Source organism: Salinicola sp. LHM, assembly GCF_034479735.1.
Lineage (GTDB): Bacteria > Pseudomonadota > Gammaproteobacteria > Pseudomonadales > Halomonadaceae > Salinicola > Salinicola salarius.
The window spans coordinates 3,479,393-3,498,761 of sequence record NZ_CP140261.1 but is presented as its reverse complement, the minus strand read 5'-3'; the positions used below and the strand labels follow the sequence as shown (position 1 = coordinate 3,498,761).

Annotated in this window: 18 protein-coding genes; 13 read left to right on the top strand and 5 right to left on the bottom strand. The window is 64.9% G+C overall.

Translation table 11 applies throughout. The features are described from left to right. Positions 1 to 10: 10 nt before the first annotated feature. The 4 genes from R5R73_RS15930 to R5R73_RS15915 all read left to right on the top strand — a co-directional run bounded on the left by R5R73_RS15930 (position 11) and on the right by R5R73_RS15915 (position 4,036). The gene (locus R5R73_RS15930; RefSeq protein ID WP_322528015.1) at positions 11 to 943 is read left to right on the top strand and encodes an iron-siderophore ABC transporter substrate-binding protein; all 933 of its coding nucleotides are present in this window, start codon (positions 11 to 13) and stop codon (positions 941 to 943) included. A 121-nt stretch (positions 944 to 1,064) separates the two neighbouring features. Continuing rightward, positions 1,065 to 2,033, top strand: coding sequence for a FecCD family ABC transporter permease (locus R5R73_RS15925; RefSeq protein WP_087718303.1), 969 nt, complete (start codon positions 1,065 to 1,067; stop codon positions 2,031 to 2,033). A gap of 6 nt (positions 2,034 to 2,039) precedes the next feature. After that, complete coding sequence (locus tag R5R73_RS15920) at positions 2,040 to 3,149, top strand: iron ABC transporter permease (RefSeq protein WP_322528014.1); 1,110 nt, start codon at positions 2,040 to 2,042, stop codon at positions 3,147 to 3,149. Further along, a complete protein-coding gene (locus tag R5R73_RS15915; RefSeq protein WP_322528013.1) occupies positions 3,146 to 4,036 on the top strand; it encodes an ABC transporter ATP-binding protein in 891 nt (296 codons plus the stop codon). Before R5R73_RS15920 ends, R5R73_RS15915 begins: the two co-directional genes overlap by 4 nt. A gap of 12 nt (positions 4,037 to 4,048) precedes the next feature. On the opposite strand, the gene R5R73_RS15910 is transcribed toward R5R73_RS15915, so the two are convergent. Together R5R73_RS15910 and R5R73_RS15905 are read right to left on the bottom strand one after the other, a co-directional pair. Further along, positions 4,049 to 4,507 (bottom strand): GNAT family N-acetyltransferase, encoded by a 459-nt coding sequence (locus R5R73_RS15910; protein WP_208625383.1) that lies wholly within the window; start codon positions 4,505 to 4,507, stop codon positions 4,049 to 4,051. Next, positions 4,504 to 5,373: a DMT family transporter gene (locus R5R73_RS15905; protein WP_322528012.1), complete on the bottom strand. Its 870-nt coding sequence runs from the start codon at positions 5,371 to 5,373 to the stop codon at positions 4,504 to 4,506. Before R5R73_RS15905 ends, R5R73_RS15910 begins: the two co-directional genes overlap by 4 nt. Positions 5,374 to 5,683: 310 nt before the next feature. Between R5R73_RS15905 and R5R73_RS15900 the strand changes: the two genes are divergently transcribed. From R5R73_RS15900 to R5R73_RS15860, 9 genes are all read left to right on the top strand, one after another. After that, complete coding sequence (locus R5R73_RS15900; protein ID WP_157957081.1) at positions 5,684 to 5,848, top strand: hypothetical protein; 165 nt, start codon at positions 5,684 to 5,686, stop codon at positions 5,846 to 5,848. Between the two features lie 52 nt (positions 5,849 to 5,900). Continuing rightward, the gene (locus R5R73_RS15895) at positions 5,901 to 6,509 is read left to right on the top strand and encodes a DedA family protein (protein ID WP_110635426.1); all 609 of its coding nucleotides are present in this window, start codon (positions 5,901 to 5,903) and stop codon (positions 6,507 to 6,509) included. Positions 6,510 to 6,539: 30 nt separating this feature from the next. Continuing rightward, the gene (locus R5R73_RS15890; protein ID WP_110635429.1) at positions 6,540 to 7,019 is read left to right on the top strand and encodes a DUF192 domain-containing protein; all 480 of its coding nucleotides are present in this window, start codon (positions 6,540 to 6,542) and stop codon (positions 7,017 to 7,019) included. Between the two features lie 323 nt (positions 7,020 to 7,342). Next, positions 7,343 to 8,317 carry a TAXI family TRAP transporter solute-binding subunit gene (locus R5R73_RS15885; RefSeq protein WP_110635580.1) on the top strand — a complete coding sequence of 325 codons (975 nt, stop codon included), beginning with the start codon at positions 7,343 to 7,345 and terminating at the stop codon, positions 8,315 to 8,317. 174 nt (positions 8,318 to 8,491) lie between these two features. Further along, positions 8,492 to 11,092: a TRAP transporter permease gene (locus R5R73_RS15880; protein WP_322528011.1), complete on the top strand. Its 2,601-nt coding sequence runs from the start codon at positions 8,492 to 8,494 to the stop codon at positions 11,090 to 11,092. Between the two features lie 121 nt (positions 11,093 to 11,213). Then, positions 11,214 to 11,660, top strand: coding sequence for a DUF4385 family protein (locus R5R73_RS15875; protein ID WP_071231476.1), 447 nt, complete (start codon positions 11,214 to 11,216; stop codon positions 11,658 to 11,660). A 42-nt stretch (positions 11,661 to 11,702) separates the two neighbouring features. Beyond that, positions 11,703 to 12,491, top strand: a complete 789-nt coding sequence (locus R5R73_RS15870) for an MOSC domain-containing protein (protein ID WP_071231477.1) — start codon at positions 11,703 to 11,705, stop codon at positions 12,489 to 12,491. A 581-nt stretch (positions 12,492 to 13,072) separates the two neighbouring features. Further along, entirely contained in the window at positions 13,073 to 13,732 is a 660-nt protein-coding gene (locus R5R73_RS15865) for a carbonic anhydrase (RefSeq protein ID WP_322528010.1), read from the top strand. 79 nt (positions 13,733 to 13,811) lie between these two features. Continuing rightward, on the top strand, positions 13,812 to 15,500 hold the full coding sequence (locus tag R5R73_RS15860; protein ID WP_276231991.1) for a SulP family inorganic anion transporter: 1,689 nt from the start codon (positions 13,812 to 13,814) through the stop codon (positions 15,498 to 15,500). 76 nt (positions 15,501 to 15,576) lie between these two features. Here the strand turns inward: R5R73_RS15860 and R5R73_RS15855 are convergent, their stop codons facing one another. The 3 genes from R5R73_RS15855 to cra all read right to left on the bottom strand — a co-directional run bounded on the left by R5R73_RS15855 (position 15,577) and on the right by cra (position 19,155). Continuing rightward, on the bottom strand, positions 15,577 to 16,059 hold the full coding sequence (locus R5R73_RS15855) for a GNAT family N-acetyltransferase (protein WP_322528009.1): 483 nt from the start codon (positions 16,057 to 16,059) through the stop codon (positions 15,577 to 15,579). Next, positions 16,056 to 17,975 carry an alkaline phosphatase D family protein gene (locus tag R5R73_RS15850; RefSeq protein ID WP_322529615.1) on the bottom strand — a complete coding sequence of 640 codons (1,920 nt, stop codon included), beginning with the start codon at positions 17,973 to 17,975 and terminating at the stop codon, positions 16,056 to 16,058. Before R5R73_RS15850 ends, R5R73_RS15855 begins: the two co-directional genes overlap by 4 nt. Positions 17,976 to 18,171: 196 nt before the next feature. Next, a complete protein-coding gene (gene cra / locus R5R73_RS15845) occupies positions 18,172 to 19,155 on the bottom strand; it encodes a catabolite repressor/activator (RefSeq protein ID WP_322528008.1) in 984 nt (327 codons plus the stop codon). Positions 19,156 to 19,369 lie beyond the last annotated feature (214 nt).

Sequence of the window (19,369 nt, the reverse complement as noted above, 5' to 3'; positions counted from 1 at the left end):
GTACAAGATCATGTCGTCAATTTTCAAACTGTCTCGAGCGTGTCAGGTCCTGGTGACGAGTTTCGCCCTGGCAAGCGGGCTGCTGGCGGCCACGGCCCAGGCCCGCACGCTGGATACGGCGTACGGCGATGTCAAAATCGATGGCCAGCCCGAGCGCGTGGTGACGCTGTACGAAGGGGCGCTGGATACCGCCCTGACAGCGGGCGTGACGCCGCTAGGGGCGGTGGCGACTCGCGGCGGCGAGGGCGTGGCGAGCTATCTGGGAGAGGCCGCCGCGGATATTGCCATCGTCGGCACCGCACGCGAGACCAACATCGAGGCGGTCATCGCGCAGCGGCCGGATCTGATCCTGGCCTCGTCGCGCCTGCCCGAGTCGCAGTACCAGTTGCTGTCGCAGATAGCGCCGACGGTGGTGCCCAAAACCGAAGGATTCGAGCCGGAAGCCTGGAAGGCCGAAGCACGTCTCTTCGGCGAAGCGCTGGGCCGCGAGGCGGCGATCGATGACGCCATAGAAGCAATTGAAAATCGTTCTCGATCGCTTGCACAACGCCAGCCCAATGGTGACACTACCGCCACGCTGGCGCGCTGGATGCCCAACGGCCCGCTGGTGATGTCGACCCAGCTGTTCGCGACCGGGCTGCTGGCGGCTAGTGGTTTCGATGTGAAGGACGGCGGTGTGGTCAAGACCGGGCGTCCGCACAGCGATTCGCTGAGTCTCGAGAATCTGTCGAGTATCGACAGCGACTGGCTGTTCCTGGCGACGCTGAACGACGACGGCGAAGCAGCGCTGGAATCCGCCCGCCAGTCGCCGGCCTTCGAGCGCCTCGATGTCGTGCAGCAGGGCCATGTGGTGCCGGTGGACGGCCAGCTCTGGACCAGCGCTTCCGGGCCCATCGCCGCGCAGCGCATTCTCGATGATATCGAGGGCGTGTTGACGCAGTGACTACTGATGCCCTGATCCTGGATTCGATTCCATGCCTCGGATTTCATGACGACCTGCCGTGACTGAAACGATTTCCCGTGAGCGCTCGTCTTTTCGTGAACGATCGTCGCTCCTCAATCTGATGCTCGTCCTGCTGGCCAGCCTCCTGCTGGTCGGCGTGACGAGCCTGCTCCTGGGCGCCGGCGACGTTGGCCCGCTCGACGCCTGGTCGGTTCTGACCGGTGGCGGTAGCGACGAGGCGCGTTTCGTCGTCGAGTCGCTACGCTTGCCGCGCACACTGATCGGCGTGGCCGTCGGCATGGCGCTTGGCGTGGCGGGGTCGCTGATCCAGGCAGTCGCCCGTAATCCGCTGGCCGAGCCAGGGCTTCTCGGTGTCAGCGCGGGCAGTGCCCTGGCGGTGGCGATCGCGCTGGTGCTGGGCGCCAGCGCGGCGACGCTGCGAATCTCCGTGGCGCAGCTGGGGGCGCTGGCCGGATGCCTGTTCGTGCTGACGATGGCGCGCGTCAACGGGGTCGGCAACGATCCGGTCAGGCTGGTGCTGGCCGGGGCGATCCTGTCCGGGCTGCTGGGGGCATTGACCTCACTGCTGCTGCTGGTCGACCAGCGCAGTGCCGACGAAATCCGGTTCTGGGTCATCGGCAGCCTGGCCGGGCGTCGGCTCGAGGACCTTCGCGCTATCCTGCCCAGCCTGCTGTTCGCCGGTGTGCTGATCGTCGCCATCGCCCGGCCGTTGGCGGCGCTCGCGCTCGGCGAACGAGTGGCCGTCGGGCTGGGCCATCATCCCCGCTGGATCCGGCTCCTGTGCGTCATCGCGGTGGCGGTACTGGTCGGCGCGGCCACGGCGGTTGCCGGCCCGATCGCTTTCGTGGGGCTGGTGGTGCCGTTCGTCGCCCGGGCGCTGGCCGGTCCCGACATTCGCCGTACCCTGTGGCTGACGCTACCGCTGGGGCCGATCATGATTCTCAGCGCCGACATTCTGGCGCGACTGTTGGTGGCGCCCTCGGAGATGCCGCTGGGTGTGATTACCGCGCTGGTCGGGGCGCCGGTGCTGATCGCTGTCGTCCGTGCCCACCGATTGCCCGCGCTGTGACGCCTGATGAAGACTCGTACCCTGACACCGCCCGCCTGCCCGATGAATCGTCCTGATGCCGGCGTGACGCCTCCGCCCGGCTCGTGGCGCCTGAGCTGGGCGCTCGGCGAGCGCGACTATTCGATCCTGATCGAGCGTCGCGCCTGCTTCGTCTGCCTCGGCTTGCTGGCTGCGCTGCTGGCCGTTTCGCTTCTGTCGCTATGCCTGGGCACGCTGACGTTGAGCCCGCGGGAGGCGCTGGCCGGCGTCTTCGGTTACGGCGATCCGGTCAGCGCTTTCGTCGTCCAGGAGCTGCGTCTGGTGCGATTGGCCGCGGGTGTCGCGACCGGCGCGGCGTTTTCGCTCTCCGGCTGCCTGATGCAGACGCTGGCCCGCAACCGTCTGGCCACGCCCGGGATCGTCGGCATCGACAACGGCGCCACGGCCTTTGCCGTTGCCTCGGTCGTGGGGCTCGGCACGAGCCTGGCGCCGCCGCCGATGGCGCTGGCGGGGGCCGCCACGGCGACGGCCATTACCTTTGCGCTGGCCAATGACGTCGGGACGCGCGGCTATCGCTTCATCGTGACGGGGATTGGCGTCGGCGCGGTCTTCGGGGCGTTGACGCAGCTGCTGATGGCGCGGGTCGCCATCGACACCGCCAACGCCGCCTATCCCTGGACCGTCGGCAGTCTCAACGCCCGCGACGGTGCCGCGCTGGTCTGGCTCTGGTACGGTCTGGCGATCGGCCTCGTGGTGGCGTGCTATCTCTCCCGGGCGATGCGGATACTGCGCTTTTCGGACGCCGTGGCCCAGGGGCTGGGCTACCGCGTGCGCGCCTGTCGTTACACGGCGCTGGTGGTGTCGGTGGCGCTCGCAGCACTGGCGGTCGCGGTCGCTGGCCCGGTCGGGCTGGTCGGGTTGATCGGCCCGGAAATCGCCCGCCAGCTCTCTTCGCACCGGGGCGTTTCGCTGATCGCTTCGGCACTCTCCGGGGCGATCGTGATGGTCGCCGCGGATCTGGTCGGGCGGTTACTGCTGGCGCCGATCGAAGTGCCCGTCGGTATCGTGACCGCGATCGTCGGGGCACCGTTTCTTCTGTGGATACTGTTACGTCCTGCACCGAGGTTCCAGTCATGAACTCGTTTGCCGCTATCTCGTCCGATGCGTCACTGTCGAATGCGTCGCCCTCGAACGTGTCGCCGGACGTCGCACCGCCCCTGGCCGCGCGCCAGCTCTCGTTGAGCTACGGGCGGGGCAGCGCGCGGCGCACGGTGATCGATGCGCTCGATCTCGAGCTCCCTGCCGGGCAGGTGACGGCGATCGTCGGCCCCAACGGCTGCGGAAAGTCGACGCTACTGGCGAGTCTGGCGCGTCTGCATGTGCCGGATCGGGGCGCGGTGCTGCTCGACGGTCACGATATCCAGCGTCTGCCGGCGCGCGAGATGGCGCAGCGGCTGGCACTGCTGCCGCAGGAAACTCTCGCGCCGGAAGGCCTGACCGTCGCCGAGCTGATCCGCTTCGGACGGCAGCCGCATCAAAGTCTGTTCAAGCAGTGGTCGAGGGACGACCGGCGCGTGGTCGACGAAGCGCTGGCGGCGGCGGATCTGCACGCGCTCGCCGACCGGCCTCTGGATGCCATGTCCGGCGGTCAGCGCCAGCGCGCCTGGATCGCCATGGCGATCGCCCAGCAGACGCCGCTGCTGCTGCTCGACGAACCGACTTCCGCGCTCGATCTCGGCCATCAGCTGGAAGTGTTCGAACTGATTCGGGACCTGGCCGCGGCAGGCAAGACGCTGGCAATGGTGGTCCACGATCTGGTCAGCGCCTGCCGCTTTGCCGACTACCTGGTGGCGATGCTGGACGGCAGGATCGTCGCTGCCGGCAGACCGAGCGACGTGGTGACGACGGCGCTGGTTCGCGATCTCTACGGCGTGGAATGTACCTTGATGCAGGATCCGGCTACCGGCAGCCCGCTCTTGACCAACATCCGCTCGGCTCGTCACTCCGCGGAACCATCCACCTAGGGCGGGTCCGGCTCAGGCGTTGGCATCTTCGACCAGCACGCGGGAAAACTTGACGATCTCGTCGCGGCGATCGGCCCAGCCCAGATGCTGCCAGAAGCGGTGGGCTTCGTGATTGTCCGCCAGGGTGTCGAGATGCACTTTCTCGATGCCCGCTTCCAGCAGCGCCGCCAGGCAATGATCGACCATCGTCCGGGCGAGCCCCAACTGGCGATAGTCCGGATCGACCATGACGTGTTGCAGATAGCCGCGGCGGCCATCGTGGCCTGCCATGGCGCAACCCACGATGCCTTCCCCGTTGGCCGGGCGCGCCACGAAGCTCAACCCCGGGTTGCGCTCCAGATAGCGTTGCGTGGCCGCGTAGCCGTCGGCGGTTCTCAGCACCACGCCCGGCGTGCGTAGCATCATCGCGGTGAAATCCGCGTGATCGTCGAGTGTCATGGGCAGGATATCGGGGAGGGCGGGATGACTCATGAAACGGGCCTCGGCTTGCGTTGACGGCGAAAACGGATGTTGATGATGGCCAGCCCGGCGATGACCATGACGCCGCCCGCGACCTTGTTGATGCCCAGCGGATCGTCGAGCAGCCAGACGCCGAGCATGACGGCGAACACCGGCATCAGCAGCGTCAGCGGCACCACGCGGCTGACGGGGTGCTTCTGCAGTAGCCGGTACCATAGCCCGTAAGCGGCGATCGAGGACATCACGGCGGTATATACCACCGCGCCCCAGCCGGCCCAACTGGCCTGGCGAAGCGCCAGCCACTGGTCGTCCTCGAAGATCCAGCTGCCCAGCGCGACCAGGGGAATCGCGAACAGCGAGATCCAGCCGGTCATGGTCAGCGGCGCGATGGGCGGGGCGAGCTTGATGATCATGGTCGAGACCGCCCAGAAAAAGGCGCTGGCGAGCAGCAGGGCGGTGGGGGCCGGTGGCGGCAGCGACGGGCCTCCGGCCAGCACCACGACGCCACCGAAGGCGAGGATCAGGCCGACGACCCGGCGGGGCCCCAGCTTCTCCTTGAGAAACATCGCTGCCAGCAGGGTGGCAAACGGGGTGCCCATCTGGACCAGAAGTGCACCGGTACCGGCTTCGGATTGCTGGAGCCCGAGAAACAGCAGCGGGAAGTGCAGGCCGCCGAAGGTGACTGCCAGCAGCAGGATCCAGGGGAGTTGCTGACGCGAGATCCGGGTGAACGGCACGACCAGCACCGCGACCAGCATGAAGCGCAGTACCGTCACCAGCAGCGGCGGCAGATCCTCGACCCCGAGCTTGATCACGATGATGTTGAAGGCCCAGATGATGATGATGCCGAGACCGATCAGTAAATCCTTGAGGGGCACGCGCAGTACTCATCGTTGAATGATGTGGTTGGAAGACGTCGCTGAAAGGCGTCGTCGAGACGTTGCTAAATGGCGTCGATATTCCATTGTCTCAACGACTCGGGCGAGAGCAAGGTTATTTTGAGATGTCACGCGACCGGCCATGAAACGCCGACAGGCCCTGGCATGCCATCGCAAGAGTCACGGGCGATGTCCGCCTGCCGGCGGCGAACTCGGCATCCCGCTATCCGAGGAATGCGCTACCATGCGTCAACGTCTTCCGAAGGTTGACGCCCCGATTTCGAAATCATCGCCACCGAGAGCCCGGAACATGTTCAAGGGAATCGTCTTCTGCCTCTGTTTTCTCGTCGTCCAGCTGTTCGTGCTGTCCTACATCGACCATCGGGTCGGCCAGGGTGAATCCGCCACGCGTCAGGCGGCCACGGCGCAGAACGGCTCGCGCCAGCGCGAATCCGGGACGGAGGAGCAGGCGTGACGGCATGGCACTGGCGTGAGAGGCATGGCATCCCGCCGGCGGGAGCCGTTGCATGTATTCACTGATTCAGCAGGCGGTCGATACGCTGAGCTACTTCGGGCTGGTGCTGCTGATGTTCGCGGAGAACCTGTTCCCGCCCATTCCCTCCGAACTGATCATGCCGCTGGCGGGTTACCTGTCGAGCCAGGGAAAGCTTTCGCTGATCGGCGCGATCGTGGCGGGCACGGTCGGCTCGGTGCTGGGAGCACTGCCGTTCTACGGCGTCGCTCGCTGGTTCGGCCATGACCGGATGTCCGCTTTCGTCGAGCGACACGGCCACTGGCTGGCGCTATCGCGGCGGGACCTGGATCGCGCCGATCGCATCTTCAAGCGCCACGGTGGCTGGATCGTCCTGTTTGGCCGGCTGGTGCCCGGCGTGCGGTCGCTGATTTCGTTGCCGGCCGGGGTCTACGCCATGCCGATCGGGCGCTTTTTGCTGCTCACCGCGTCGGGCAGCGCGATCTGGAGCGCCTTCCTGGCCGTGGCCGGTTATCAGCTGGCCGAGAATTTCCGCGCGCTGGAAGCCTATATCGGCCCGGCGTCGAAGCTGGTGCTGGGTCTGCTGGTGCTGGCCTGGCTCTATCATATCGGTAAGCATTACTGGCGCCGTCGCCACGGGTGAGGCGGCACAGCAACGGTGAGGAGGAAGGGCATGCTGGCGAGGGTTCGGGACTGTGGGGTATGGGCATTGTGCGCGCTCTTCGCGGTACCGGCATGGGCGGAGACGTTGCCGGGCCAGACGGTGACCCTCGACGACGGCCGGCATGAGCATACGCTGCATGTCGAGGTGGCGCGGACGGCATCCGAGCGCGCGCGCGGGCTCATGGAGCGCGAGTCGCTGGCGGAGAACGCGGGCATGCTGTTTCTCTACGACCGCGAGCAGCCGGGCAGCAACGCTTACTGGATGTACAAGACCAGGATCCCGCTGGATATCGCCTTCATCGGCGGTGACGGCATGATCCGCTCGCTCAGGACGATGCCTCCCTGTCATGCGACCTCGTCTCGAGAGTGCCCCGTCTATCCGGCAGGCGCGCCGTTTCGGGCCGCGCTCGAGGCCAACGCCGGCTACTTCGACGCCCATGGCCTGGCCGTGGGGGATCGAGTCGATCTCTCCGCCTGGCTGACGCCATGACGGCATTCGCTTCCGGCATGAGGCATGCCGATCGTGAAAGGTCATTGGCGCGAAACGAGCCCCGGAGCCTCTGGAGGCGGTAAGCAATGGCAATGGCAGGCCAACCGTTGGGCGAGACGGGCGGCAGACCGTCATCTCGCGGTTTTGCCTGGCTCGAACTCACTATATGATGGCGCGCCGTCAGGGATAAGATATGTTGCAATAGGCAAGTCCACGGGCACGGTGCGATTCGAATCACACCCTGACGCACGCCGGCCAGCCCGTTGTCTTCGCGGTCGGGAAACCGATCAACACAATAAACGGGAAATCTTCGAGGTATGCGCATGAAACGCCATGCATTAACCGCAGCCGTTCTCTCCTCCGCCCTGATGGGCGCCGCATCGATCTCCACGCCGGCCATGGCTCAGGATCAGCAGTACATCACCATCGGTACCGGTGGCCAGACCGGCGTCTATTACGTCGTCGGCCAGTCCGTCTGCCGGATGGTCAACCGCAGCGCCGAAGAGAGTGGTATCCGCTGTAACGCACCGTCCACCGGTGGTTCCGTTGCCAACATCAACGGCATCAAGTCCGGCGAGCTAAACATGGGTGTCGCCCAGTCCGACGTCCAGTACAACGCCTTCAATGGTGAAGCGCAGTTCGACCAGCCGATGGAAAACCTGCGCTCGGTCTTCTCGCTGCATGGCGAGCCGCTCACTATCCTGGCCCGCGAAGACGCCAACATCCATTCCATCCAGGATCTGAAGGGCAAGCGCGTCAACATCGGCAACCCGGGTTCCGGCCAGCGCGCCACCATGGAAGTGCTGATGGACGCGGAAGGCTGGGACACCAGCGTGTTCTCGCTCTCCTCCGAGCTGGGCGCCGCCGAGATGGCTTCCGCGCTGGCGGACAACAACATCGACGCCATGGCGTACGTCGTCGGTCACCCCAACGGTGCGATCCAGGAAGCGACCACCACCGTCGCCTCCAACCTGGTGCCGCTGAACGACGAGGCCGTCAAAGGGCTGGTCGAGAAGTTCCCCTACTACAGCATGTCCACCATTCCCGGCGGCATGTACGAGGGTAACCCGGACGACGTCGAGACCTTCGGTGTGCGCGCGACCTTCGTCACGTCTGCCGACGTCGACGACGAAGTCGTCTACCAGACCGTCAAGGCCGTGTTCGACAACTTCGACCGCTTCAAGCGTCTGCACCCGGCATTCGCCAACCTGACACCGGAAGACATGATCAGCCAGGGGCTTTCCGCACCGCTGCATGAAGGCGCCAAGCGCTACTACAAAGAGCAGGGCTGGCTGTAATTGCCCACGGCGTCATTCCTGACGGAATGCGTTGAATCTTCGGCGCGGCGGTTGGTTGCAACCGCCGCGCCGTTGGATCGATACCCCGCGACGTCGACCGTCGCATCGAATCAAGCGCGAAATGATGTCTCCCGATATCCTTTCGCCTACCGGCTGCCAAGTCAGGATCTGCTCATGACGGATAACAAGGCTTCTGGCCCCGATCAGGCCAAGCTGGACGAACTGGCTGCGACCGACACCGGTGGTCGCAAGCTGACCGGAACGCCCAACCGCATCCTGCTGGGTGTGGCGGCGCTGTGGTCGCTGTTTCAGCTCTGGATCGCTTCGCCGCTACCCTTCATCGTCGGGTTCGGCGTCTTCAGCGCCACCGAGGCGCGCTCCATTCATCTGGCGTTCGCCGTTTTTCTCGCCTTCATGGCCTATCCGGCGTTCAAGCGCTCCCCGCGCGAGCGCATGCCGATCCTCGACTGGATCATGGCAATCGTGGCGGCATTCTGTGCTTCCTATCTCTACTTCTTCTACGCACAGCTGTCCCAGCGTCCCGGCGCGCCGATCCTGCAGGACGTGATCGTCGGCGTGGTGGGGATCGTGCTGCTGCTCGAGGCGACACGTCGTGCGCTCGGCCCGCCGCTGATGATCATCGCGCTGATCTTTCTGGTCTACTCGCTGGCCGGACCGTACATGCCGGGCATGCTGGCCCACCGTGGCGTAAGCTTCTCGGGGCTGGTCAACCATCAATGGCTGACCACACAGGGCGTCTTCGGCATCGCGCTGGGGGTCTCCACCAGTTTCGTGTTCCTGTTCGTGCTGTTCGGCGCGCTGCTCGACAAGGCCGGTGCGGGCAACTATTTCATCAAGGTGGCGTTCTCGCTGCTGGGACACTATCGCGGCGGTCCGGCCAAGGCGGCCGTGGTCTCTTCCGGTTTGACCGGTCTGATTTCCGGTTCCTCGATTGCCAATACGGTCACCACCGGCACCTTTACCATCCCAATGATGAAGCGCGTCGGCTTCAGCGCGACCAAGGCCGGTGCGGTGGAAGTCTCTTCGTCCGTCAACGGTCAGATCATGCCGCCGGTGATGGGCGCGGCAGCCTTCCTGATGGTGGAATACGTCGGTATTCCCTACATCGAGGTGATCAAGCATGCGTTCCTGCCGGCGGTAATCTCCTATATCGCGCTGCTCTACATCGTCCATCTCGAAGCGCTGAAGGCGGGCATGCAGGGGTTGCCCAGCGGTAATCCGCAGCGGCCGTGGCTCAACAAGATCCTCGGTTTCCTGACCGGCCTGGTCGGCATCATGGCGATGGCATTCGCGGTCTATTACGGTATCGGCTGGCTCAAGCCGGCGCTGGGCGGTGCGGCGCCCTGGGTCATCGCGCTGGGTGTCGGCGTGATCTATGTGGCGTTGATGAAGCTCGGTTCCCGTTATCCCGAGCTGGAAGTGGACGATCCCTCACAGGAAATCACCCAACTGCCGCGCACCCGGCCGACCGTCATGGTGGGTCTGCATTACATCCTCCCGGTGATCGTGCTGGTGTGGTGTCTGATGGTGGAACGTCTGTCGCCGGGCCTGTCGGCATTCTGGGCGACCGCCTTCATGATCTTCATCATCCTGACCCAGCGGCCGATCGATGCCTTCTTCCGCGGCAAAAGCGACCTGGCCAACGACATCAAGCGCGGCGGCATGGATCTGTGGGACGGGCTGATCGATGGTGCCCGCAACATGATCGGCATCGGTATCGCCACCGCCACCGCTGGCATCATCGTCGGTGCCGTGGCCCAGACCGGCGTCGGCCTGGTGCTGGCGGATCTGGTCGAGACGCTGTCGATGGGCAACCTGCTGCTGATGCTGCTGCTCACCGGCGTGCTCAGCCTGATCCTGGGCATGGGCCTGCCAACGACCGCCAACTACATCGTGGTGTCGGCGCTGCTGGCGCCGGTCATCGTCCAGTTGGGCGAGCAGAACGGCCTGATCGTGCCGCTGATCGCCGTCCACCTGTTCGTGTTCTACTTCGGCATCATGGCCGACGTGACGCCACCGGTGGGGCTCGCCTCGTTCGCGGCGGCGGCGATCTCCGGCGCCGATCCGATCCGGACCGGCTTCCAGGCGTTCTACTACAGCCTGCGAACGGCGGCGCTGCCGTTTCTGTTCATCTTCAATACCGACCTGCTGCTGATCAACGTCGACTGGCTCCACGGGATCCTCATCTTCATCGTGGCGACGGCGGCGATGCTGATCTTCGCCGCGGCGACCCAGGGCTTCATGCTGGTCAGGAGCCGCTGGTACGAAAGCCTGCTGCTGCTGCTGGTCGCCTTTTCCTTGTTCCGCCCGGGTTTCTGGATGGACATGGTCGATGCCCCCTATGAAGAAGTGCCGCCAGCGCAGTTCGAGCAGGCGCTGGGGGAGATCGGGCCTAACGAACACCTGATGACACGTATCGAGGGTCTCGACGCCTACGGCGCGCCCACCAGCTTCGTGATCCAGGTGCCGGCGACGGAAGGCGACACCGGTGCCGAGCGGCTCTCGAGCCTCGGCCTGCATCTGATGCAGGAGGAAGGCAAAGTGCTGGTCGACATGACCGATTTCGGCAGCCAGGCGGAAAAGCTGGGCTTCGATTTCGATCAGGAGATCGTCTCGGTGCGTATCCCCACGTCGCAACTGCCGAAAGAGCTGATGTGGATCCCGGCGCTTTTGCTGTTCGGGCTGGTGGTAGCGCTCCAGCGACGTCGGCGCGAGCCCAGGGCCAACAAGCCCCAGCAGGTCGCGGCGACCTGACGTAGCATTAAAGGCGTGGCAACATGACGGTCGTCTCCTCGGAGACGGCCGTTTTTCGTCCCCGCGATGTCTCGCGCCGCCTTCGCCGCGCGATCCGGTCGCGACCCTGAGCGAGGTGACCGTGAGTTTCCCCGATGCGTCCATCGATTATCGTCGGCATCCGGAATGCTATCGGATCGGCCACGGCGAGCGCGGTGTGTTCCATGTCCAGCCCTACAAGGATGAGCTGCTTCCGTTGTGGGCCATCCGCAACGAGGCCGACGCCAGACAGGCCGTCGCCGAGCTGCACGCGCGGTATTGCGACTATCGTGAACGAGGCGACTTCGTGGGCATGGACATGGCGCGGAAATATCTGCAGATGGGATATACCCGCGCGCGACGCTATGCGCGCTACCCGGGTGGGCGCAAGAAGGACGCCCAGGGCCGTCTGCGCCAGCCGCGCAACGTCGATGCCGAGAAGGCTCGCATCGCCGAGTGCTACCGCGAAAGACTGGATCGCGTGCGCGCCGACGAGGTCTATCAGCAGGCCAAGCGCGAGCATCAGCGTCGCCTGAAATCCAGGCGCTGATCGCCCCGAATCAAAAGATCATCTTTGCGACAGGAGCCTTTCATGCCAGCGCTTGCTGCCATTCATCGTTATCCGATCAAATCCACGGCCGGCTCGTCGCTGCAGCGCGCTCGGGTCGAGGAAGAGGGCCTGGTCGGCGATCGCCGCTTCATGGTGGTCAAGCCCGACGGCACCTTCCTCACGGCGCGCACGCATCCCCAACTGCAACTGGTGCGGGCGCAGTTCGATGGCGAGCGTCTGACCTTGACCCACGGCACGCTGCCGCCGGTGGATGTGGCGCGCCAGGAGTTCTCGGGGCAGCCGTTCGACACCCAGGTCTGGGCCGACCCTTTCAGTGCGACCACCACGCATGCCTCGCTCGACGACTGGTTCAGCGAGGCCGCGGGCGAGCCCGCACGGCTGCTGTGGCTGGGGGAGCGATCGCCGCGCTATCGGGAGTCGATCGGCGTGAGGGTCAGCTTCGCCGACGGCTATCCGCTGCTGCTGATCTCCGAGGCCTCGCTGGAAGATCTCAATGCCCGCACCGACGGGACTCATGTGATGGCCCAGTTCCGGCCCAACCTCGTCGCGACCGGCACCGAGCCCTACGCCGAGGATGGCTGGAAACGCATCCGGATCGGCGACGTGACGTTTCGGGTCGATGCGCCATGCTCTCGCTGTGCCATGGTGACGGTCGACCCTGCCAAGGGTGAAAAACGGGCCGACAAGGAACCGCTCAAGACCCTGGCGGGCTACCGCCGAGGCGAGAAGGGCAAGGTCTATTTCGGTCAGAATCTCGTGGCGGAAAATAGCGGTGACATCGGCGTGAACGACCCGATCGAGGTGCTGTAATCGTCGCTGTGACATGAACCGGGCATGAACGTTATCGGCGGGTAACGTTCATGCTCTCCGAGCCCCCTTGCTGGCATGAAAGGGTTCATCTTCACGCAAGGTTGTCGTGCCTTCTGTTACATTAGATTTTATTAAATTTCTGATGTTTCCCACCTTCCTTTTCCCTCCCTGAAGCCTACTGTCATGCAGGGTTCATAAACGCGATCGACGGCGGGTGGAAGGCCCGATTTTACGTTTCTTGACAATTGGCAGCTGTCAGCCCAGCAAGACAAGACGATGATTTCGTCGTCATCCTTCGTTATTCCTGAATCAACATTCAATCACGTAGCCTTACAAAATTTGCAGGCTGCAAAGCGGTTTTTGCTTGCCCATTCTGCCTCTCCACCGTACGACTAAAAGCCAGGTCTGCGCCTTTCGTCTCATGCTCGAGTCGCCGCAATGACGACGACGGCCAGGCCGACATTACCGCTGGGAAGTCGAGCTCGAATGCCGAAACGACCGTGTGAAAACCGGGTTCGTCGATCGTCGCTATCGCCACTACACAAAACGCCACTGCACAACACTGCACAAGGAGTGCCTCCATGCAATTCTGCGACCGTCTGCTTCTCGAGAACCGGGCCTGGGCCGATGACATGATGGCCTCCGATCCCGACCTGTTCGAGCGTCTGAACCAGGGGCAATCGCCCGCCGCGCTGTGGATCGGCTGCTGCGACAGTCGGGTGCCGGCGGAGCAGATCTGCAATGCCAGGCCCGGAGAGCTCTTCATCCATCGCAATATCGCCAATCTGGTGCATGAAGACGATGCCAACGTGTCGAGCGTGCTCGAGTACGCAATCAACGCGCTGAAGGTGGATCACATCATCGTCTGCGGGCACCGCGGCTGTGGCGGCATCCAGGCAGCGGTGGGCGGCGGCGACGCCCTTCGGACGTTGCCCCATGTCGACAGGCATCTGGGGCAGGTCAAGCAACTGGTCGCCGAGCGGGGCGCCGAACTCGCGCAGTTCTCGCAACTCGGCGACAAGGTCGATCACCTGGTCGAGCTCAACGTGATCGCGCAGATCGAACGGCTTGCCGGCCTGAAACTGATTACCGAGAGCTGGCAGGCGCGGCGGGCGCCGAGCCTGCATGGCTGGGTCTACGATCTGGCGAGCGGGCACCTGGAGGAAGTCTATCGTCGCGAGGTCGAGGGAGCGGAAGACAGGCTCGACGAGCAGCACTGGCAGCACGTGGCGGCTGGTTAAAAGCTGATCTTCGAGAGCAACCAAGAGCAATAAACCACGCCATTTTCACGCTGTGACTCAAGGATTCGAGGACACGACAATGACGGCATCGAGACAGACGGCATCGAGACAGACGACATCGATCCAGAAGACATCGGCCCAGAAGACATCGAGACGGACGACGCCCGCAGCGTCGGCGTCTCAAGACGGCTCCGATACGTTCCATGACACCGGCCACGACAGCCCCGATACCTTCTCGTTCCGACACCTCTCCCGCGATGTCCCGGCGGGCATCGTGGTCTTCCTGGTCGCGATTCCGCTCTGCCTGGGGATCGCGCTGGCCTCCGGCGCGCCGCCCATCGCGGGGCTCGTCGCCGGCATGGTTGGCGGCCTGGTAGTGACGATGTTCAGCGGCTCGGCGCTCAGTGTCAGCGGCCCGGCAGCGGGACTGACGGTGATCGTGCTGGATGCGATCGAGCAGTTGGGCAGCTTCGCCGCATTTCTGATAGCAGTCATATTGGCCGGCGTACTGCAGCTCTTGATGGGCGTGTTCAAGCTCGGTCGTATCGGTGCCTTCGTGCCAACCTCGGTGATCAAGGGCATGCTGGCGGGGATTGGCCTGATTCTGGTGCTGGGGCAGTTTCCGATGGCGCTGGGGCATCCGCTGGACGACATGCCATCGATAACCGATCCGGTGGCGCTGTTCAGTGGCATCTCGCCGCTGGCGACCGGGATCGCGCTGTTCAGTCTGGGCCTGCTGATACTCTGGGAGCAGCCGGTGATCAAGCGTCATCGCGTGCTGGCACTGATCCCGGGGCCGCTGCTGGTGGTGCTCGGCAGCATCGCGATCGATCGCCTGGTCGGCGGTGCGATGCCTGGCTGGGCGCTGGGGGCAGGGCACCATATCGATCTGGGCGGGTTGTCCGGCCCGGCGGAACTGATCGGGCAGATGACCCATCCCGACCTCGGCGCACTGGCCAACCCGGCGGTCTATACGGTCGCGATTACCATCGCCATCATCGCCAGTCTCGAGACCCTGCTGAGCCTGGAGGCCATCGACAAGCTCGATCCTCTCAAGCGCCACTCGCCGCCGCATCGCGAATTGAAGGCGCAGGGCATCGGCAACATGGTCTGCGGGCTGGTGGGCGCACTGCCGGTGACGGCGGTGATCGTGCGCAGCTCCGCCAATGCCAACGCGGGTGGCCGCACCCGGCTGTCGAGCCTGATCCACGGCAGCCTGCTGCTGGTCAGCGTGGCGTTCCTCGCCATGTGGCTGGAGCTGATTCCGCTGGCGACGCTGGCGGCGATCCTGCTGCATACCGGCTACAAGCTGGCCAGGCCGGCGCTGTTCCTCGATCAGTATCGCGAAGGCATGCGCCGTTTCATCCCGTTCACCGTCACGGTGATCACGATCCTCGCCACCGATCTGCTGATGGGCGTGCTGGTGGGGCTGGTGTGCAGTCTCTACTTTCTGCTGCAGTCCGGTTACCGCTCGGCAATCGCCTGCACCCGGCGCGGCGATCACATGCTGCTCAAGTTCCAGCAGGACGTCTCGTTTCTCAACCGCGAAGAGATGCGCCAGTGTCTCGATACCGTGCCGGACAACGGCGAGCTGATCATCGATGCCATCGGTGCCAACTACATCGATCCGGATATTCGCGAGGATATCGACCGTTTCGTCGAGCACGCCGCGGCCAGGGGAATCGTGGTCGAACTGCGCGATGTCGAAGGGACGACCGGCACGTTTGGCGATGTCGAGGCGCTACCGGGCACCGCTCGCGCCGGTTGACGAAAGCGCGACACCGCGCGCCCACCGCCGCGTCCTCTACCGGGCGCGGCGGTGGGCGTATCGAGACGAAGGCGCGTTACAGCGACTTGCGCAGATAGATCCGCTTCAGCCCCCGCTCTTCGGCGCGGTGCGTCTCGACATAGCCGTAGCGTCGATAGAGCGCCAGATTCTCGTGCATCTGCTCCTGGGTATAGAGCGTGATGCTGTCGAACCCGTGGTCGCGAGCGTACGTTTCCGCCATCTGCATCAGTCGCTTGCCGAAGCCTCGGCCTTGCGCGGCGGGGGAGACCGCCACGTTGTCCAGCAGCAGCGTATCGGGCTTGGGAATCAATACGAGAAGTCCGACCGGAGCACCGTCGTCGCTATCGCAAGCGTCATCGACATCGAACAGCAGGTTCACGTAGCCGGCGGCGATGTAGGGCGCATAGCCGTTATCATCGACGTCGCGCATCGGCCCTGGCGTCATGCCGATGCGGGCAACGTAATGGCCATAGGCGGCGTCGACCAGCGCCTCGACAGCGGCGAGATCCGGGGCCCGGGCCAGGCGGATCGTGCTCATCGGTGTTCCTCGTGGAAACGAGTGTCGCAGTCATCGGCGCCCAGTTGCATGACTTCCCGGGGCGCGCCCTGATCGTCGAGCAGGACCTGGCCGATACCGGCCCGGTTCCACAGCCGCTCGCCCTTCGAGGCGCGTTCGGGATAGTAGGGATCCACTGCCATGCGACGCCGCTTGGTGAGCCAGTTGAGCGGCGACCAGGGCGCGTAGAGCCAACGGTTGAGGCGGTCGAACCAGTCGAGCAGGGTGTCGGGGAAGGTGTTCTTGAGGCCGCTGCTGGTGATCTGCCACATGCGGGGGCTGTTGCGATGCTGGCGAATGGTGATGGCGTAGACGAACGAGTAGTGCACGTCGCCGGAGAGAATCACGTAACGCTGGGGTGTGCGGCTGTGGCGCAGGATGTTGAGCATGGTGTGGGCCGCGCCGGGATGCGCCATCCAGTTCTCCGCGTCGACCAGCAACGGCTTGCCGAACCAGGTGAAGACGCGCTGGATGCCTTCGATCAGCTTGACCCCGAAGATCGGCGCCGGAGAGACGATGATCACCGAAGGTTCCTCTAGCAGTTCCTGCTGGAATTCGCTCAACGCCTCCCAGTCCATCAGGCCCGAGGGGTGATGCCGGCGACGCTCGCTACGCCAGCGCCGGGTGCGTGTGTCCAGCACCACCAGGCGCGGCGTCGAGTCGAGGGTGTAGCCCCAGCCGGTGAAGCGCAGCAGGCGCGTCACGAGCCGGTTGTGCGTCTCGCAATCGAGCCGGCCGTCATGGCCGGCCGAGTCGAGCCATTCTCGGCTGGCGGCCAGCGGCTCGGCCAGGCCGTCGGGATCGTTGCCCCATCCCTGACACAGCAGGTACGCGATCAGCGCATTACCCACGATCCGGCGCGAGAACGGATGTTCGTAGACTGCGGCCTCCCAGGCGGCGGAGAGATTCCAGTCGTCGGTGACGTCATGGTCATCGAAGATCATCAGCGTGGGCAGATGGGCGAACAGGCGCGCCACGCCCGGCAGGCCGGCAACGAATGCATCGATGTGGCGCTGTTCGGCGCGGTAGCGATCCTGCTCCTCGGCGGCGAGTCGAGGAACCTCCACCTCGATCAGACGCCACGGTGTCGGCGACCACACCAGCAGATACATCGCCAGCAGCTCGGCGAAGGTGATCAGGTGATTTTCCGCGCTGGCAGTGGTGAAGATCGGCTTGCGCACGCCGCCGAAGAACTTCTCGCGCAGGGCCTCGGTGGAGCGGATCGCCGGCAGCAGATCGTCGCGGTGATAGTAGGTTTCGTCGCGGGCGTAGAGCTCGCTGCCGCTGGCGATCTCCGTCCCCTCCAGGCACTCGTCGTAGAGCCCGAGCCGGGCGATCAGTGCATGAATGGCGGCGAGCATCGGGCCGGCCACGTCGTCGGCGTAGATCTGGTCGCCGGTCATCAACAGCGCCGCCGGCCGCGCGGCGCTGTCGGCGTGGCGCTCGCTCAGCCAGCGGTCGGCGCGAACCAGGCCATCGGCGCTGGCGTGATGCGGCTTGCGGCAGGAGCCGTGGAGCAGATTGTCGTAGCGCGAACGCAGCACCAGCGTAGGCAGCGGCTCACCGTCGTAGCAAAGGGCCTCGCCCCAATCCCGCATCGAGCGCCAGCCGGTGCCTTTCCCTTCCTCATTCACGCCCCCTTCGGCATTCACGCTCCCTTCCGCATTCGCACGATAGGCGAGGTCGTAGGCGATGCGGACATCCCGGGGCAGGGCGTCGTCGAGCGGCAGGTCGATCAGGTGAAGATGTGCGTGGCGACCGACGGCCAGGCGAGTCGTGGCCGACTCGAGATCGTGGTGCTGCGAGAGGTCATCGGTACATAGCGTCAACTGAAGTTCTAGCGGGCGCGAAGCGACCAGCCACATCACCAGTCGCTGCGGCATGGCGCGACGGAGCATCGGCCCGGCCAGGATGTCGGGAAGATCGTCTGACAAGTGTCGTTCCTGATACGTCGGTGGACTACGCTCTGTCCGAAAATGGCTGCGCTCGCCAGCTTTCAGCTAGATTGCAGACAAAGCTCAAGCATACTTCAGTCGCGACGTTCAGCCCACGCTCTGCCGTGGGCGATCCGTCTCGCCCGGCATTCACCGTCGTTCAACGTCGACGCTTGAGCGTCCTGTCGATCACGTCCAGCCCCGGCACGTACTGGCCGCGGGCCGCCTGCATGGCGCGCGCCAGGGCCTGTTCGGCGACCCGGTCGTGATCCTGGGGGAGCGAGTTGACCTTGCACGGCAGGAAGTCGAGCAGCCGATCGTCGCCGAATGTCGCCAGATGCAACTTGGCGGGTGGCGCACCGTGTTCGAGCAGAACGTCGAGCAGCCCGTCCATCAGCGTGTAGGAGGCGGTGACGATGGCATCCGGCAAACCGCCCTCGTCCAGCAGGCGGCGCATCAGTGCGGCGCCGCTGTCGCGATCGTAGCGTTCACCGCTGAAGCAGCGCGGGCGGCACAGAGGCCTGTCGAGCAGGGCGTCGAGGAAGCCACGCCGCCGCTCGGTGCTGATCGACAGATTCGGCACTGCGTCCAGCCACACCACGTCCGACACGTCGTCGGCCAGCACCGAACGGGTCAGCATTTCCCCGGCAGCGCGACCGTTGGTGACGATGTTGACGAATCGCTCGGGGTCCAGCGGGCGGTCGATGGCGATCACCGGCAGCCCCTGGGCCGACAGTTCGGTATAGAAGGGATCCTCGGGGCTCAGGCTGCTGGCGACCAGCAGCACGTCGCAGCGCTGGGCGCGCAGCGACTTCGCGACTTCGCGCTCGCTTTGCGGATCGTCGTCGGAACCGGCGATCAGCAGTTGATAGCCCTGCTGGCGCGCGCCGTGTTCGAGCCGCTTGGCCAGGCGCGCATAGCTGCCGTTCTCCAGATCCGGCACGATCAGGCCCAGCGTCCGGCTGTCGCCGCCGCGCAGGGCCGCCGCCTGGGCATCGATCCGGTAATCGTGGGCACTGGCGATGGCCAGCACGCGGGCTACCGTGGCCTCGCTGATGCGACGCGTCCTGGCCTGGCCGTTGAGCACATAGCTGGCGGTGGTACGAGAAACGCCGGCCAGTCGGGCGATATCGGCAAGCTTCATGCAAGGCTCCTGCAACGTTCATGATCGACGATGACGCGTCCGCACGGTGGGGAACGATACCGCGTCGGGCCGCCCCGGCCCAGCCTGATTTTACGCTCGGCGCTATCCGGCCCGTTCCGTCGCAGAGATCGGCGGCGAAGGTCTGCGGCGAAGGTCTAGCTTGTCAAACGGCCGACGAACGGAGAGCATGTCGACACGACAGGTGACACGATTC

Bases quoted from the DNA above. Each gene is read 5' to 3' on its own strand.
- R5R73_RS15865 (WP_322528010.1), top strand. From the start codon at position 13,073: ATGCAATTCTGCGACCGTCTGCTTCTCGAGAACCGGGCCTGGGCCGAT.
- R5R73_RS15860 (WP_276231991.1), top strand. From the start codon at position 13,812: ATGACGGCATCGAGACAGACGGCATCGAGACAGACGACATCGATCCAG.
- R5R73_RS15890 (WP_110635429.1), top strand. From the start codon at position 6,540: ATGCTGGCGAGGGTTCGGGACTGTGGGGTATGGGCATTGTGCGCGCTC.
- R5R73_RS15910 (WP_208625383.1), bottom strand. From the start codon at position 4,507: ATGAGTCATCCCGCCCTCCCCGATATCCTGCCCATGACACTCGACGAT.
- R5R73_RS15855 (WP_322528009.1), bottom strand. From the start codon at position 16,059: ATGAGCACGATCCGCCTGGCCCGGGCCCCGGATCTCGCCGCTGTCGAG.
- cra (WP_322528008.1), bottom strand. From the start codon at position 19,155: ATGAAGCTTGCCGATATCGCCCGACTGGCCGGCGTTTCTCGTACCACC.
- R5R73_RS15885 (WP_110635580.1), top strand. From the start codon at position 7,343: ATGAAACGCCATGCATTAACCGCAGCCGTTCTCTCCTCCGCCCTGATG.
- R5R73_RS15870 (WP_071231477.1), top strand. From the start codon at position 11,703: ATGCCAGCGCTTGCTGCCATTCATCGTTATCCGATCAAATCCACGGCC.
- R5R73_RS15925 (WP_087718303.1), top strand. From the start codon at position 1,065: ATGCTCGTCCTGCTGGCCAGCCTCCTGCTGGTCGGCGTGACGAGCCTG.
- R5R73_RS15915 (WP_322528013.1), top strand. From the start codon at position 3,146: ATGAACTCGTTTGCCGCTATCTCGTCCGATGCGTCACTGTCGAATGCG.
- R5R73_RS15850 (WP_322529615.1), bottom strand. From the start codon at position 17,975: ATGCTCCGTCGCGCCATGCCGCAGCGACTGGTGATGTGGCTGGTCGCT.
- R5R73_RS15895 (WP_110635426.1), top strand. From the start codon at position 5,901: ATGTATTCACTGATTCAGCAGGCGGTCGATACGCTGAGCTACTTCGGG.
- R5R73_RS15930 (WP_322528015.1), top strand. From the start codon at position 11: ATGTCGTCAATTTTCAAACTGTCTCGAGCGTGTCAGGTCCTGGTGACG.
- R5R73_RS15900 (WP_157957081.1), top strand. From the start codon at position 5,684: ATGTTCAAGGGAATCGTCTTCTGCCTCTGTTTTCTCGTCGTCCAGCTG.
- R5R73_RS15920 (WP_322528014.1), top strand. From the start codon at position 2,040: ATGAAGACTCGTACCCTGACACCGCCCGCCTGCCCGATGAATCGTCCT.
- R5R73_RS15880 (WP_322528011.1), top strand. From the start codon at position 8,492: ATGACGGATAACAAGGCTTCTGGCCCCGATCAGGCCAAGCTGGACGAA.